Source organism: Trinickia symbiotica, from assembly GCF_002934455.1.
Lineage (GTDB): Bacteria > Pseudomonadota > Gammaproteobacteria > Burkholderiales > Burkholderiaceae > Trinickia > Trinickia symbiotica.
The window spans coordinates 52,763-68,347 of the sequence record NZ_PTIR01000022.1; the positions used below are offsets into that span (position 1 = coordinate 52,763).

A 15,585-nucleotide genomic window follows, 5' to 3' on the forward strand; every position below is an offset into this window, starting at 1 on the left:
CGATGCAGGTCAAGTCCATTATCTTGTTCTCCCGTAGCGGATCAGGACAGCGTGAAGCGTAGACGACCTGCGGTAAACGCCACGATAAGATTGACGGCGCCGATATAAAGAACGTGTAAAAAATTAACTCAATCGCACAGTGCGGCTCAATGCGGTGCCATCATCGTGATCTGTTCAACGATAGGCCCGAGCGCCAAGGCCGGCAGGTAGGACATCAGCACCATCGGCGCGAGGCCGCCGAGCGGCGTGAACGAATCGTGCATCGCGTCAACGGAGCCGTCGCCACCGCTCGTGGTCACAGCTGCATAAAGCGCCGACGAAACCACGCCGAATCGCGTTTCTTTGCCTTCCATGTTGCCGACGGGACCTGCGAACGCAGTCGGCAGATGCGCAATGGCCGATGGCGCAAGCGCGACATCTCCCTGTTGCTCGACGTGAATCGTGAGGCCCGCCATCACGACGAATATGACCGCCATTGCTGCGAGAAGCGCCCAGCCCTGCCGACGATCACCCACCGCGACGCCGAACACGGCAATGCCGGTTGCGCCCGACAGGAAGGTTTGTACCGCGATTCCGAGCATCTGGCTCAAGTAGCTCAGCGTCGATTCGCCCGCATAGCTTTGCCAACTCGTATTCGTGACGAAGCTGACCGCCGTGTTGAACGCGAGATCGGGGCGACGCTCGGAAGTGATTGTGGATTGAACGGCAGCCAGGACTGGAACCGCTGCAATGCGTAAAGGAACAATGTGCCGGCACCGCTGAACACTATGAGTGCGACGGCATAGCTTTTCCAGCTCATCTCCGACTTCGGATCGATGCCGGCCGCACGATAGACGAACCGCTCGAGCGGATGACCGATACGCGACAGTATCGGCGCATTCCCCTCGACGACGCGGGCCATGTCGAGGCCGAGCGGCTTCGCGAGCCCGATCAATACGACGAGAAAGAGGCCCGTCTGGAACCACCCGCTTGCTAACATGTCGCTCCCCCGCGAAAGGCGCACGCAGGAAAGCGCACGTCGCCCTCTATTTCATGTCGCGAAACATCAAGACGGTGAAAAATTCGGGGAGCGGGTCGTAAAAATCACGTAATGAGCCTGAACGACTTGCTCCGTTTTTCGCATGCGCTAGCTGCTATCGGCGGGTGATCGACGGTCAACTAAAGAGAACGCCAAGCGCATCGGCTGAGAGGTGCTGCTGCTATTCCAGACGAGCACCCGGCGCCCACTCATGTAGACGGTGCTCGCTGGCTCGCGGCACTACTGGCCGGACTGGTAAGCCGGCAGATCATCATAGCCCTTCACCCGGTAGATGAGGAAAGACGCCACCCAGGCGAAGATGAACACACCGATGATGATGAAGCCAAGACTGTTGAAGTTATCGTTGAGGGTGCCGATAGCACTCCAAAATCCGCCTTTGAGACGGAACTGGTCGGCCAGCAGCCCGAGCGCCTCGATGCCCCCAATTAGCACCGCAACGACGACGGACACGAGCGTGATCGTGAGGTTGTAGTAGAGCTTGCGAATCGGACGTATGAAAGCCCAGTCATAGGCGCCAAGCATCAGGATGCCGTCGGTGGTGTCGACGAGCGACATGCCGGCTGCGAAGAGCACGGGAAACACGAGTATTACGCTCATCGATACGCCTTGCGCGGCCTGGCTGGCTGAAATGCCGAGCAGGCTCACCTCCGTCGCCGTATCGAAGCCGAGACCGAATAGGAACCCGAGGGGCAGCATCCACAAAGGCTTTGACACAATACGGAACAGCGGCCGGAACAGTCGCGAAAGTAAGCCTCGGCTGTTCAACAGCAGGTCGAGATCGTTGTGGTCGTACGGTTCGCCCCGGCGGAGCTTGCCGAAGGCATGCCACACGCCGCGCAGGATGACGATGTTGATCGCGGCGATGAGGAACAGAAACAGCGAGGAAACGCTCGTCGAGATGATGCCGCCGATCTCTTTCCACGCCTCGACGCGGCTCTCTAATGCGGCGGCTGTTGCGGCAACGGCGGCGGCGACGATCAGCACCACGGCGGAATGGCCGAGTGCGAAGAAAAAGCCCACCGTCACGGGACGCTGGCCATCTTGCATCAGCTTGCGCGTGACGTTGTCGATGGCGGCAATATGGTCGGCATCGACGGCATGACGGAGGCCGAAGCCATACGCGAGCAGACCGGTGCCGAGAAGCAGCGGATGCGCACGAAAGGCTATGAAGGCCCAGATCCATGCACCGATGTTAAAGGCTGCAAGAACCGAGTAGATGCCGACGACACGGCGGCGGAGGGCTAGCGGTGGGCAAGGCGTTTTCAGCGCGATGGACATGTGACAGTTCCTGAGGTCGGGGCTGTCCTTGCAACGGGCGACCGCGCGAAACGGCGCTGGCGCATTGGGACACCCCGCCCGTTGCGGCTGCATGGACCTCAATCGATGGCAGGTCTCCTGGCTCGCGGGTTGACACCCTATGCCGGCCTTCCCGGTTTCCCAGTGGCCCTGAATGGCATTTGGCTCGCCGCTCACAGTTGCGGGGGCAGCCGCAGACTCGAGGCGCTCACGCCTTTACTGCGTTCCCTTTTGATCCCGTCGCCGGGAACCATCAGCGCGAGAGCGTAATTGCGGAGCGCTGGCGCGTCAAGCGGCCATAAGTGAGCGGCCATAAGTGAGGGCAATTCAAAAGGATTGGCGGTTTCTGCCCGACCGCCGCGGGGAGCGCGGCAGCTGCCTCTAACAGGAGAAAAAAGGACGCGCCCTGTAAAGCTCGCGGCTTGGGCAGACACGTCCGGCGGTTGCGCACGACGTGCGCCCGCAACATCTCAAACATCGATCGGCGAGTGGTTGCGTCCCCGGCACGTAAACTTCGCATAAAAATTGTAGGGCAGACGGCATTTCTCGTTGACATCTGTAAAAACCAGCGCCTAGAATGCGCCAGTTTCCAAAAAAGGGGCATACGCCTTGGACAGTTGCAGTAGTCGACCTTCGAAAAGTTTGTCTGCTTGACCGGCACGACGCCCCCGCTTGGATTCTTCCGTAGCCGCCGTCTTGCCAGCAGGCAAGACGGTGCGCGTCGCAGTAGCTTCCCTAGTTTCTTTCTCGCGCATCTCATCGATTGGCCGCCGTCCTTGACGCGTGCGTTGTCACGCGCACTCGTCCCGACAACTTGGCACGTCGAGCCGTTGGCTAGCGTCGCCCCTGATTCACGCCATTTCCGCAAGCACTGAATGCCGCGCGGGCCTGGCGTGCGGTTAAACGCGTCCGTCAGATCGGACGCAAACGAAGGAGTTCGCGATGCCCGACCCTGAGCCTAGTCCCTGTATGAATCGCCGCGCGTTCTTGCTGAACGCCGCTCGCTTCGCCTGACGTCCTGGCCGCACGCGTTCCTCCCGCACGCCCGAGCACTTCGGCCCGCGCGAACTGAAACGAAGGCAGGCCTGGTTGCTGGCGCCACGTATCAACTGTCGGAGGAATTAATATGCACTTCGCTCTGCTCCTTTCACAACTCCCGCACGTCGAAGAAGCTCGCCCGCACTACAACGGCATGCTCTCGCTCGGCTCCCGTTCGCCCGCTACGGCCCGCGTGCTCGCCGCCATCCGGACGGCATTCAAGAAGTTCGCACACTGATACAACCGGGTGTTGCCGTCTGCGTGCCCGCCGGACGTGGCGCGCTGACGGCAGGCGCGACGTAGCGCAAACGCGCGAGACATCGCACGCGTCCGGTCCCCTCGATCACCACAGCATGGCCTTTGGCATGGACGTTGCGGCTCTCCTGCAAGCGCTACGCGGGTCACGTGCGAGGCCCGACCTCAAAGGAGGAGCCATGCAGGCGATCGGAAAGAGAAGATGGGCAATCGCCGAGGGCTATTTGCCGCCCTATGGCACAGGAGATAGTCGAGAGCTCGAGAGCCACGAGGCGGCCTGCATCCTCAACGCGGGTGAGCTCGACGCACAAGTCGAGGTCACGATTTTCTTCAAGGATCGCGATCCCGCGGGCCCGTACCGGCTCACCGTGCCCGCAAGACGCACGCTCCATATGCGTTTCAACGACTTGAGCGATCCAGAACGAATCCCAACCGGAACGGAGTACTCCGCCGTGCTCGAGTCGAATGTGCCCGTCATCGTGCAGCACACACGGCTCGATTCCCGGCAAGCGGAGCTCGCGCTTCTTTCCACGATCGCCTTTGGGACCGATTGACGCTTCGCAGCTTTGGCGACGCGGGGAACGATTCATGCACTGACTTTCGATCATCCCAGCTTCCGATTGGCAGGCTCGAGTGAATTCGAACGTCGGTAAACGCAGCCCGTCACCGCGCCGCAACAACAAGACCGCGAGCGGCCGGGTCGCTCACAGCTGGGCTGCCGATACTGGGCCGGGATTGGCAACAGCCGGCGCCGACAACGATCCGGGCGGAATCGTGACGTATTCGCTCGCGGGCACGCAGTTCGGCTACGACATGCTCTGGGTATGCGTTCTGTCGTACCCATCGATGGTCGCGCTGCAACTCATTGCATCGCGTGTGGCTGCGATTACCGGCAAAGGGCTGACGACGAACATGCGCGAGCACTACGCTCCGCTCTGGTTTTACGTTGCCGTCGCGCGTTTTCTGGTCGCCAATACCGTCAATATTGCAGCCGATATGGTGGCGATGGGGTTCGCCGCTCGCTTGTTGTGGAACGGATCCGTGCCGTTGTTCACGTTGTTGCTCGGCGCCGGCTCCATCGCGCTTCAGTGGAAAGTTCCGTACGCCCGCTACGCTAACGTAGTCAAATGGCTGACATTGGGGATGTTCAGCTATGTGGGCGTCCTGTTTACGCTGCATGTGCCGTGGAGCGAGGTCGCGTGGCATGCGCTGATTCCTCGTGTGAGCTTCACTGAAGAGTACTTCTCGATTTTGCTTGCCGTGCTCGGCACGACGGTCAGTCCATATCTGCTCTTTGCGCAAGCTGAGCAGGAAATCGAAGAACTCGCGGATCAAAGACCGAAGGACAATTCGAGCGGCGATGAAGATAGGACCGAGCGCCATCTTCGCCGCGTTCGTGCGCAAACGTTCGTACGAACCGCACTATCGAATGCCGTCGGCTTTTTCATCATGCTTGCGGCGTCGGCGACACTCCATGTCGCGGGGAGCCGGCTCGATACCGCCGACGATGTCGCCCGCGTGCTTGAGCCGCTGCTGCATGGATCGGCACCCCACGTCCTCGGCCTCGCTCTGATTGGGACCGCGTTGCTGGCCTTGCCGCCGCTCACTGGCTCCGCTGCCAATGCGGCGGCGAGCATGTTCCGTTGGCAGCGCGGGCAAGAAAGGGACAGGCGTATCGCCTTCACGCAGGCAGGATTGACAACGCTTTGCGCATTGTCCGGGGTATCGCTCGCTTTGCTGCAATTGAATTTCGTGAAGCTGCTCTATTGGAGCGCCTTGCTCAACGGTCTGACCGTTGCCCCGGTTCTGATTCTGCTTTTGCTGCTGAGCACAAAACGCGCGGCGATTGGCGACTTGAGCATGCACTGGTTGCTGCGCGCGCTATCCTGGTTAGCAACGCTGGTGACGAGCGGCGCGCTGACCGCGCACTTCGTGCTCGAGGTGATCTAAATCGGTATCGGTCTCGTTATCGAGATTAGTGGGTTCGCCGACTATGAGAAGCGCGCTTTCCGCAGATGATCGGGGAGCCTCATCGACCGGTCTCGAAACTGTGTAACTTTGGGAGCAAACCATGCGTGTCGGCGTGCCTAAAGAAATCAAGAATCATGAATACCGTGTTGGGCTTACGCCCGCGAGCGTAAGAGAGCTGACTTCCCGTGGACACGATGTGCTCGTGCAGGCCGGCGCTGGCGAAGCGATCGGGCTCAGCGACGAGCAATACCGCTGCGTGGGCGCACACCTCGTCGCCCAAGCCGAGGAAGTCTTCGCGCGGGCCGACATGATCGTCAAAGTCAAAGAGCCACAGCCTCACGAATGCCGCATGCTGCGCCCCGAGCAGATCCTTTACACCTATCTACACCTCGCGCCGGACCCAGCGCAGACGAAGGCCCTGGTCGATTCGCGTGCCGTGTGCATCGCCTATGAGACCATCACGGGTCCCAGCGGTGGGTTGCCGCTACTCGCGCCAATGAGCGAGGTTGCTGGACGCATGGCCGTGCAGGCCGGCGCGCATTATCTCGAGATCGCGCACGGTGGGCGCGGCGTACTGTTGGGTGGCGTGCCGGGCGTCTCGCCAGGGCATGTCGTGGTCATCGGCGCCGGCGTGGTCGGCACGAACGCGTTGCAGATGGCCATCGGGCTGGGGGCGCGCGTGACTGTGCTCGATAAGAGCGTCGATCGCCTGCGCCAATTGGATCTGGTATTCGGCAATCGCATCAGTACCGCGTATTCGAACGCGCACAGCATCGAAGAAGCCGTGCTCGACGCGGACGTTGTCATCGGCGGCGTGCTCGTCCCCGGCGCCGCCGCTCCTAAGCTCGTCACGCGGGAGCATGTGGCGCACATGAAGAAAGGTGCAGTCATGGTCGACGTGGCCATCGATCAAGGCGGCTGTTTCGAGACTTCGCACCCCACCACGCACGCGCAGCCGGTGTATCTCGTCGACGGTATCGTGCACTACTGCGTGGCCAACATGCCCGGCGCCGTAGCGCGTACTTCGACTTTCGCATTGAACAACGCAACGATCGGGCACGCGATCGCCCTCGCGGAAAAGGGCTGGAAGCATGCGATGCGGGACGACATACACCTTCGCCGAGGGCTTAATGTCTGCCAAGGTAATGTGACGCACGAAGCCGTGGCGCGCGACTTGGGATACCCGCATGTCGCGGCGGAAACTCTGCTGGCAGATAAGTAGCTCGGTCTTTCCGCCGGATTGCCCTTTACGCCAGCGGAAAATCGGCTCACTCGCCGCAGAAAAAGGCGTCGCAAAGTCGAAGTCGCCCGCGTAAGCAGCCCGCCCGCGCTCGCGAATGGCCACTGCGCCGAATACCGATACTTGGATCGCTTTTTCAGCGAGTGCCGAGGTGCTTGGCCATCGCTCCTGGCGCGCTGGTTCCTGCGATACGACGGGTCGGTTCTATCCGTTCCTCTGCTGGGCTGATTAACTTGTGCATCGCGCTCCGCCCGGCGGGCGCGTGCCACGAAACCGCCTATCGAGACCAGAGGACAAAGATGACTGCTCAACGCCCCGACCAATTCGTCCTGACGCTGTCGTGCCCGAGCGCCGCCGGGCAGGTCGCGGCCGCTGTCGGGTTTCTCGACCGGCATCACTGTTACGTCGACGCGTTGACCGTATTCGACGACGATTTGAGCAACCGCTTCTTTGTTCGCTGCATGTTTCATCCGACCGACGGCACGACGCTGAGCATCGATGCGCTGCGCGAAGAATTCGCACCGATCGCCGCCGGCTTCGAGATGCAGTGGGCGATCCACGACGTCAATGCGCGTCCGAAGGTGCTCATCATGGTGTCAAAGCTCGAGCACTGCCTTGCGGACTTGCTTTTCCGCTGGAGAATGGGCGAGCTGAAGATGGAAATCGTCGGCATCGTATCGAATCACCCCGATTTCCGAGCCCTCGCCGAGCAGCACGACTTGCCGTTCCACCACTTCCCGATCACGCCGGAGACGAAGGCCCAGCAGGAAGTCAAGTGGCTCGACCTGTTCGAGTCGAGCGGTGCTGAGCTGCTGATCCTCGCCCGCTACATGCAAGTGCTGTCGCCCGAGACGAGCGCGAAGCTCGCTAACCGCGCGATCAATATTCACCATTCGTTCCTTCCCGGTTTCAAGGGTGCAAAACCGTATCATCAAGCGCACGCCCGCGGCGTGAAGCTGATCGGCGCAACCGCGCACTTCGTGACCGACGATCTCGACGAGGGGCCGATCATCGAGCAAGTCGTCGAGCGCGTCGATCATGCTTACCGGCCGGAACAACTGCTTGCGGTTGGGCGGGACGTCGAGTGCATCACGCTTGCCCGCGCGGTCAAGGCATTCATCGAGCGGCGGGTGTTCCTGAACGGTGATCGCACGGTCGTCTTCCAGTAGCTGAATCAAGCCCTGGCTTTTTCACCTACGCCTAACCGTTGGCACAAGAATATTGCCGGCGAGCGCACTGTCATCTCAGTTACAAGAACGCTTGCGAGAATCTCCTTCCAACGGAGGATTCTCGACATGGCGCAAGAGAAATATCTCGGCAAGCAGCTCGGCGACTGCATCCACACCCTTTCCCGCCGCGACTTTCTCAAGCTCGCGGGCGCATCGGGACTTGCGACGGCGGCAGGGACGTTCCCGTCACCGAGCAGCGCCGGTCCGTCAAGCCTGGATGGCACCCCCGAGCAGGTCCACTTGACATGGGGCGACGACCCTTGCACGGAAGTCGTCATCTCCTGGGCTTCCGCTGCGCAAGCCATCAATCCCTGCGCGCGCGTGCGCGGGGCAGACGAGACCAAAGCTCGCTCGATTCCCGCGATTCAGCGCCTCTATACCGATGGGTTGAACGGCGAGACGGTCTTCACGTACCACGTCCGCGTGCGTTATCTGAAGCCCGGCATGCGCTACGAATACGCTGTGAGCGCCGACAACGACAGCAACGCGGCCACGCCCTTCACCGCCAGCTTTCAGACCGCTCCGCACGGCCGAGCGCCGTTTCGCTGGACGAGCTACGGCGACCTCGCGACGCCAAACACCGCATGGGTCCTGTCGTCGCCGCAAAGCCGGTTTGCCGTGCAGGCCGTCGAGCAGTTCGCGCCGCTCTTTCATTTGTTGAACGGCGATCTTTGCTACGCGAACCTGAACCCGCAACATCAGCCGGAAGTCTGGCGCGACTTCGGCAACAACAATCAAGCGTCGGCGGCCAATCGACCGTGGATGCCGTGCCCTGGTAACCACGAGATCGAGTTCAACAACGGGGCCCAAGGCTTCGACTCGTATTTGACGCGCTACATGCTGCCCGACAACGGTACGGCGTTTCCGGGACGCTGGTACAGCTTCCGCGTGAGCTCAGTGTTGTTCGTTTCGCTCGATGCGGATGATGTCGTCTACCAGGATGCGGGTGCTTTCGTCGCGGGTCCCGACCCGCTCGTGCCCGCTCCAGCCACCGGCGAGCAGCCCATCGAACCTGGCACGTCGTTCTACGTTCGCGGATACAGCAACGGCGAGCAAACGCGCTGGCTCGAAAAAACGTTGCGTAAAGCGGCAGCGGACGAGGATATCGATTGGATCGTCGTGCAGATGCACCAGGATTCCCTCACCACCGCCAAGAACGGCAATGGCTGCGACAAAGGCATTCGAGAAGCCTGGCTGCCGCTTTTCGATCGTTATGGCGTGGACCTCGTGCTATGCGGGCACGACCACGACTACGAGCGAAGCTATCCGGTACGCGGCTGCAATCATCGCGCAGGCTTCGATGCGGTGACTGGAGAAGTGGTGGAAACGCTGCAGCCTCGCCCAGTGTTGCCGGCGGATCCGAACACATCGACCTTCGACACAACGCACGGCACGATCCATTTGATCCTGGGCGGCGGCGGCACGAGCGCGCCCTCCGACGTCTACGCCGAAAACCCGACTAGCGGGAAGCCGCGTGCGAAGGTCTTCACGAGACCTAACCGCCCCGTTCCGGGCTCGTCGCCGAACACCTATGTGAGAAATCCGGCGGACGCCCTCGAGGACGCCATCTGGTCTGCGCGACGCGATACCGCAAGTGCATATGGGATCGCCGTGTTCGATCACGATCCAGGCGAGCGCGGCGGAAACACAACGATCACGATGAGCTACTACCATGCGGTGGGCGCCGACAAGACGCCGGCGCCTGAATACTCGCTGTTCGAGACGATCGTGTTGATGAAGAAGCGTCGGGGTTGAGGAGCGATGGGCGATGCATCACCCGCCGTCAAATCCGTTATCGCCCCGCCCGCTTTCTCCTTCTGACTAGATGAAGAACGAGCATCAAGACCCAAACCCAAAAGAGCAACGTGGCGATCGGCATCGTCACCAAGCCGGCCCAACCTAGAACCTCCATTGCGTACAGCAGTTCACCGAAGTCGTGACCGAGGATGACGCAAGGATGGATGCTCCCTTCGTCGAGCCCGCAGCCGTTGGCGTCAGCCACCGCCCCGGCGACCGAAACCGAAATGAGGGGCCACAGGCCAATGAGGAGAATGAGCAATAAGGCGGCAAAGTAGCGTTTGAGTGGCGTCATCGTATAGACCCGCTCTCGAGCAAGTTCAGTGATGCTACCGCAACGGGTTCCCGTCGTGCGCTCGCCGCCGGTCGGCAAAGCTCGTGACCGCCTTTTCGAGTACGCGCAGCATGTACTGGCGATGATGATCTTCCGCTTGCTTGTCGTGCCAATGCGGGACCGGATATCGCGGCGCCTGCGCTGGCGCCTGCGGCGCTTCGCTATCTTCCAGGCGCTGCCGCCACTCTTGCAGGACCTGGTCGAGCTGCGCGTCGTCGTTCTGATACCAGGCTTGCACGATATCGTCGCCGAGTATGCTTCTGCGCAAACGGTCGCGCTGCTGGCGCCAAATTGCAATGCGGTCGATATCGATAGCGGATGCGTCCCCGACATGCCCCAGGTTTTGCGCCGCAAGCAAATCGTCATGCGCTTTCATATAGGTCTGATAGCGTTCGACGATTCCGACCGCTTCGCCATACGCGGCCGTCGGTAGTTTGCCTTTCAGATAGCGCCTCAATTGATCTACGCGATCGTCATCCGCGTTCTGCAGCAGAAACGAATCGATCAGATCGAGCAATGCGCCGTTGAGGATCAGCCGATGGCCTTCGCCGATTGCCAGGCCTGAGTCGCTCAGAGCAACGCTCTCTGTCGCGCCGGCCGAATCTCCGAGCCCGAAAGCCGTGGCCCCTGCGATCGGCGCACGGGACTGACTCGTCGCAACGAGCTGCTGCTCCCCACGCCTGAGATGCAGCACACCTATCGATAAGGCGAGGATCGCTGCAGCGACGACGCAGACGTGTCGCCCGTACCGGGCCTTTTCCGCTTGGCGCTGAATCAGCATCGATATCCCATGACCGAGCCATGCAGACGGGACCATCGATCCCGCTGCATGACTATGCTGGTGAAAACGACGGCGTCAGAACGAGCAGGCCGGAACGCTGCCGGTCGTCGTGAAGCTCGACGTGGTCACGCCGGTCCCCGACGGAACATCGTTCGAGTTGTACAGGCCGACATTTGCGTACTGGTCGCCGCTTTGCGCGGTGGCATCAAGGCTGACATTAGCCAGATAGGCGTTGACCGGGTAGCTCGAGTTACGCCCGTCGATCTTCGTATAAGCGCCCGATACCGACTCAGTCGAATAAGCGCCATTGACGAAGATATCCGACAAGGTCGGGCTCCCGCCAGTCGTGCACGTGTTGTAGTTGGTATCCATGACGATCAGATGCTTCACATTGATCATGCACGTGTTGACGTAGCTCACCTGTTGCACGGTCAGCGTGCATGGGCCGGTCTTGACGTTAATGCCGTTGGCATCGGTCGATGGAGTCCCGCTCAAGTCATTCCCATAGACGTAGTTGTTCTGAAAAAGAATGTTCGAGACGGTGTTTTTGTCGATGCTGCCGACGGAAAGACCATGCGTACCGTGCAACTTCGTGTTGGAGACTGTCACGTTCGAGATGTTGCCGGAATTGGTCTTGACGGCGATCCCGTCATCGCCGGCCTCGATGTCCGAATTGGTCACCGTGGCGTTGGTGAGACTGTCGATGTCGATGCCATCGGCGTTCTTGCGCGTCGCCGGCGTACGAATCGCTACGTTCCAGGCGGTAAAGCCGTTACCGCCTTCCACGTACAGATTGGGATGCGCAGCTTGGGCGAGCGTAACGTTGTAGACGATGAAGTTGGTGATCTTGCTTGCCTGCACCAATCTCGGCGTTCCCGTAATGAGATCGCCGCGGCCGTCAACCGTTCCTGGTCCCATCAACGAGGCGTTAGTCCCCGAGAAGGACAGCAAGTTGGCATTGCTTCCGTAATTGTTGCCAAAAAGCGTCGTGCCCGAGCTGATGACGAGGCCCGCGCCGTTGATCGTCAGGCTGCCCGTGTAAAACGCATCGTTGGAGCCCGAAGCCGCGAGCACGACGCTCTGGCCCGTCCCCGCGCACTGAGTCAGCGCATTCTGCACGCGCGTTGTGTCGTCGGTGGTCGGAGGCGACGAACGTTGAGAGCTCGAGAAGTTTGCGTAAAGAGTCTGGCAAACGACTGGATAGGTCGGCTCTGTTACCGTCCGGCTATCGCCGGTCGCAAACGTTTGCGCTCTCGCCGAAACAGCCGCCAGAAATAGCGTCGCAGCCAACAGACTGACTTTGCAGGTTTTCTTCATGGAGGTAGCACCCCTGTGATAGGTCTTTTCGTATGAGTCATCAAACCGCGGCCAAGCCGACCACAACTGAGCAGCCCAGCCGCGCGGCATTATGCATGAGAAAGGGTACAAACAGTGTGAATCGTCAAACGATATGAGGCCCGGTGCGTCCAACATCCGGTCGATAATGGCTACGCATGCCGCTTGGCACGATGGTCGCCCCGGTCGGCCCTCACTCGCGTGGGGCCGACATGCCACATAATCCTCTATAATTGACTATAATTTGCAATAATCGGGCGGTACCGCGACGCGGAGGGTTCTATGGCGGCGACTTCGCCACTTTTTGACGGCGGGCAAATTTTTCATCGCAAGGCGCTGGCCGAGCGTTTGGCGCGACAGGTCCTGCACGTTTCTCCCACATCGGCCTCCTCGTCGGGCCTGTTTCTAGCCGCTCCGAGACGCACCGGCAAGACCACGTTCGTGCGGGCGGATTTTGCGCCCGCCTTGGAAACGCTCGGCGCTCGCGTCATTTACGTCGACCTGTGGGCGGACCGCAAAGCGGATCCTGGCGAGGTCATCGTCGCCGCTATTCGAACTGAACTGGCAAAAAGCGAATTCGTGGTAACCAAGGTCGCAAAGAGCCTGGGTATCACGGGCGCCAAGATCGGCAGCGTCGACTTTTCGCTTGACCGGGTGGGTCTTGGAAAGGACGTTTCCCTCGTGCAGGCGCTCGCCGCGCTTTCCGATGACGCCAATGGCCCGATCGTGTTGATCATCGACGAAGCGCAGCAGGCGATTACGACCCAGACCGGCAACGATGCGATGTTTTCGCTCAAGGCCGCGCGCGACGAACTTAACGCGGCGCATTTCGGTCTGCGAGTCGTTTGCACAGGGTCGAACCGGGACAAGCTCGCGATGTTGCGCTCGAGCAAGGACCAGGCATTCTTCGGTGCTCCGCTGATCGATTTTCCGCCCCTCGATGAAGGCTACGTGAAATGGTTCTGCGATAACACCACGGAGCTGCCCGCGAAGCTCTCTCCGGAAGTCGTCACCCCCCTCTTCAGAGAGGCTGGGAATCGCCCTGAAATCCTCGGTGCGGCGGCCGACCAGCTCCGGTTCGACCTTGCGCTCGAGCCCGGCGATGTCGAACGACGTTTCTCACAGCTCGTCGAGGAACAGATCGCGCAAGCCAACGATGACTTACTCGAGGTGTTCCACAGCCTCACGCCGATCCAGTCGGCCGTGTTACGTGTTTTAGCCGCGGCCGGCAAAGGGTACGCGCCGTTCGAGTCGCGAACGATGGAAAAGTATCGCCTCGCGTCAGGGGGGGAACCTGGCGACGGCGAACTATCGTCGGCGAATGTCCAGCAAGCCCTGGCCGCCTTGCAGGAGAAGGGTTTGGTCTGGCGTGCATCGCGCGGCGTGTACGCGATGGAGGACCACAGCCTGTCGGATCTGCTGAGGCGCGAAGGCTATCTCGAAGGACTTTGAAGGTTCGCTCCGCCTGTCTGCAAGCCCTCCTCCTCGCGACCTCCGACGCGGACGGCGACTTGCGGGTAGTCGAACGCTCGATTGATAACGTCGGCGACGCCCATCGCGGCATGCGGAAATAGCGGGACAAAACATCCCTATTTGATCAATCGTAGTGCGCGCAGCTCGGCGATACTGACCCGGTCTTCCGCGCGCTGTCCAGCGCATTTCAGGAAGGCCTTAAAAACGCCCGAATACACGATGGAGACGACGAGGAAAAAAAATAGCGCGCACTTGAGTTCGGCAAGCAGACTGGCGCAAGGTCTGGCCGAGCCCCGAGTGTTTATCGTGGCCGGCTTGCTCATCGCGTTGACCATGCTCGGCTTGACCGCCACCGTCCTCTACCAGAGCCGGCAGGATTCGCTCGCCCGCGCTCGCGAAACGTCGCGCAATGTCGCGCTGATCGCCGAGCGCGACATCGAGCGCAATTTCGAGCTCTATGCGCTTTCCATGCAGGCGGTCGTGGATGGCCTCAACCAGGCCGACGTGATGGCCTTGCCCCCTCGGCTGCGTCATGCGGTGTTGTTCGATCGCGCGACCACGGCAAAATACCTGGGCTCGATGCTCGTGCTCGACGCCTCGGGCAATATCGTCATGGACTCGGCGGGCGAGGTGCCGCGCAAGGGCAACTTCGCGGACCGCCAATATTTCACGGTGCAGCGTGACAATCCTCATGCGGGCCTCTTCGTCGGGGACCCGTACAGGTCACGGCTGCGCAACGGCACTGCCAGTATGGCAATCAGCTATCGCCTGTCGCATCCCGATGGCTCGTTCGCCGGCGTGGTGCTGATGGCTATCAACCTCGAGTACTTTCACCAGCTCTTCACCGGCCTATCGCTCGGACCGCACGGCGCCATCTCCCTGATCGGCCGCGATGGGATCATGGTCATGCGGCAGCCATTCGATCCGAGCATCATCGGGCGGGACATCAGCAAGGCCAGCACGTACAGGCACTTCGTTTCAATGCCGGAGGGAAGCTATTCCGACACCGCGTCGATCGACGGCGTGCGGCGGCTCTACTACTTCCGCAACTTTCCGGACCTGCCGCTGATCATCATGGTGGCCGAGGCTGAATCGGACATCTACGCGGTCTGGCGCCGACGGGCGTTGACGATCGGCTCGCTGACCGCCGCGCTCGCCTTGGCATTCGTCGGAGCTTCGTGCATGCTCGCCGTGCAGTTGCGGCGGCGGATGCAGCTCGAAATAAAGCTCGAGGTGCTCGCGAGGACGGATGGCGTCACAGGGCTGAACAACCGGCGAACCCTCGACGAGATCGTCGAGCGCGAATGGAGTCGCGCGCGGCGTACGGGTGCCGCGTTTTCCCTGCTTTTCATCGACATCGACCGTTTCAAGGCATACAACGACACATACGGCCATCAGGCCGGGGACGACGTGCTCGCCGCCATCGCTCGATGCATTCTCGAGAATATCCGCCGACCTGCCGACAGCGCCGGTCGCTATGGCGGAGAAGAATTCGTCGTAGTGCTGCCTGACACGCCTGCCGCCGCTGCCGTGCAGATCGCCGAAAAAATCCGCCGTGCCATCGCTGAGCTGGAGATCGAGCACAGGGGCAGCGAGTTCGGGCACGCGACCGTCAGTATCGGCGCAGCGAGTTGGACGCCAGAGCGCGACAGCGATGTCGCCGCCGTCATCCGTGCCGCGGATCAAGCGCTGTACAACGCGAAAGCCGCGGGCAGGAACCGTGTCTGGCCGGCCCCGGCCCGCCCGCTCCCGTTAGATGTGGCGCCATACCGCCCGCTCAATGTCGCGGCTTCCTGA

The 15,585-nt window shown here is 61.0% G+C and carries 12 protein-coding genes, 1 pseudogene and 1 riboswitch; of the genes and pseudogenes, 8 read left to right on the forward strand and 5 right to left on the reverse strand.

What is annotated here, in order from left to right; genetic code table 11:
• Positions 1 to 212 precede the first annotated feature (212 nt).
• A pseudogene (locus B0G57_RS32415) lies at positions 213 to 979 on the reverse strand (potassium-transporting ATPase subunit KdpA); the annotation flags it as partial.
• Positions 980 to 1,258: 279 nt separating this feature from the next.
• Entirely contained in the window at positions 1,259 to 2,317 is a 1,059-nt protein-coding gene (locus B0G57_RS25345; protein ID WP_018441039.1) for a HoxN/HupN/NixA family nickel/cobalt transporter, read from the reverse strand.
• A 90-nt stretch (positions 2,318 to 2,407) separates the two neighbouring features.
• Positions 2,408 to 2,606, reverse strand: a riboswitch (cobalamin riboswitch).
• Between the two features lie 855 nt (positions 2,607 to 3,461).
• Between B0G57_RS25345 and B0G57_RS31450 the strand changes: the two genes are divergently transcribed.
• The 6 genes from B0G57_RS31450 to B0G57_RS25375 all read left to right on the forward strand — a co-directional run bounded on the left by B0G57_RS31450 (position 3,462) and on the right by B0G57_RS25375 (position 9,823).
• Positions 3,462 to 3,611 (forward strand): hypothetical protein, encoded by a 150-nt coding sequence (locus tag B0G57_RS31450; RefSeq protein WP_018441038.1) that lies wholly within the window; start codon positions 3,462 to 3,464, stop codon positions 3,609 to 3,611.
• A 196-nt stretch (positions 3,612 to 3,807) separates the two neighbouring features.
• Entirely contained in the window at positions 3,808 to 4,182 is a 375-nt protein-coding gene (locus tag B0G57_RS25355; protein ID WP_020566226.1) for a sensory rhodopsin transducer, read from the forward strand.
• A gap of 79 nt (positions 4,183 to 4,261) precedes the next feature.
• Positions 4,262 to 5,578, forward strand: a complete 1,317-nt coding sequence (locus B0G57_RS25360) for an NRAMP family divalent metal transporter (protein ID WP_018441036.1) — start codon at positions 4,262 to 4,264, stop codon at positions 5,576 to 5,578.
• Positions 5,579 to 5,699: 121 nt separating this feature from the next.
• A complete protein-coding gene (gene ald, locus B0G57_RS25365) occupies positions 5,700 to 6,821 on the forward strand; it encodes an alanine dehydrogenase (protein WP_020566225.1) in 1,122 nt (373 codons plus the stop codon).
• A 317-nt stretch (positions 6,822 to 7,138) separates the two neighbouring features.
• Positions 7,139 to 8,008, forward strand: a complete 870-nt coding sequence (gene purU, locus B0G57_RS25370; protein ID WP_018441034.1) for a formyltetrahydrofolate deformylase — start codon at positions 7,139 to 7,141, stop codon at positions 8,006 to 8,008.
• 126 nt (positions 8,009 to 8,134) lie between these two features.
• Positions 8,135 to 9,823 (forward strand): fibronectin type III domain-containing protein, encoded by a 1,689-nt coding sequence (locus B0G57_RS25375; RefSeq protein ID WP_018441033.1) that lies wholly within the window; start codon positions 8,135 to 8,137, stop codon positions 9,821 to 9,823.
• Positions 9,824 to 9,860: 37 nt separating this feature from the next.
• Here B0G57_RS25375 and B0G57_RS25380 read toward each other — a convergent pair whose 3' ends face one another.
• From B0G57_RS25380 to B0G57_RS25390, 3 genes are read right to left on the reverse strand one after another with little or no spacing between them, the layout of a single operon-like run.
• Positions 9,861 to 10,160, reverse strand: coding sequence for a hypothetical protein (locus B0G57_RS25380; protein WP_018441032.1), 300 nt, complete (start codon positions 10,158 to 10,160; stop codon positions 9,861 to 9,863).
• 34 nt (positions 10,161 to 10,194) lie between these two features.
• Positions 10,195 to 11,016: a hypothetical protein gene (locus B0G57_RS25385; RefSeq protein WP_018441031.1), complete on the reverse strand. Its 822-nt coding sequence runs from the start codon at positions 11,014 to 11,016 to the stop codon at positions 10,195 to 10,197.
• 39 nt (positions 11,017 to 11,055) lie between these two features.
• A complete protein-coding gene (locus tag B0G57_RS25390; protein ID WP_223258530.1) occupies positions 11,056 to 12,099 on the reverse strand; it encodes a glycosyl hydrolase family 28 protein in 1,044 nt (347 codons plus the stop codon).
• 498 nt (positions 12,100 to 12,597) lie between these two features.
• Here B0G57_RS25390 and B0G57_RS25395 point away from each other — a divergent pair, with 498 nt between their 5' ends.
• Together B0G57_RS25395 and B0G57_RS25400 are read left to right on the forward strand one after the other, a co-directional pair.
• Complete coding sequence (locus B0G57_RS25395; RefSeq protein WP_104489602.1) at positions 12,598 to 13,767, forward strand: ATP-binding protein; 1,170 nt, start codon at positions 12,598 to 12,600, stop codon at positions 13,765 to 13,767.
• 240 nt (positions 13,768 to 14,007) lie between these two features.
• On the forward strand, positions 14,008 to 15,585 hold the full coding sequence (locus tag B0G57_RS25400) for a sensor domain-containing diguanylate cyclase (protein ID WP_018441028.1): 1,578 nt from the start codon (positions 14,008 to 14,010) through the stop codon (positions 15,583 to 15,585).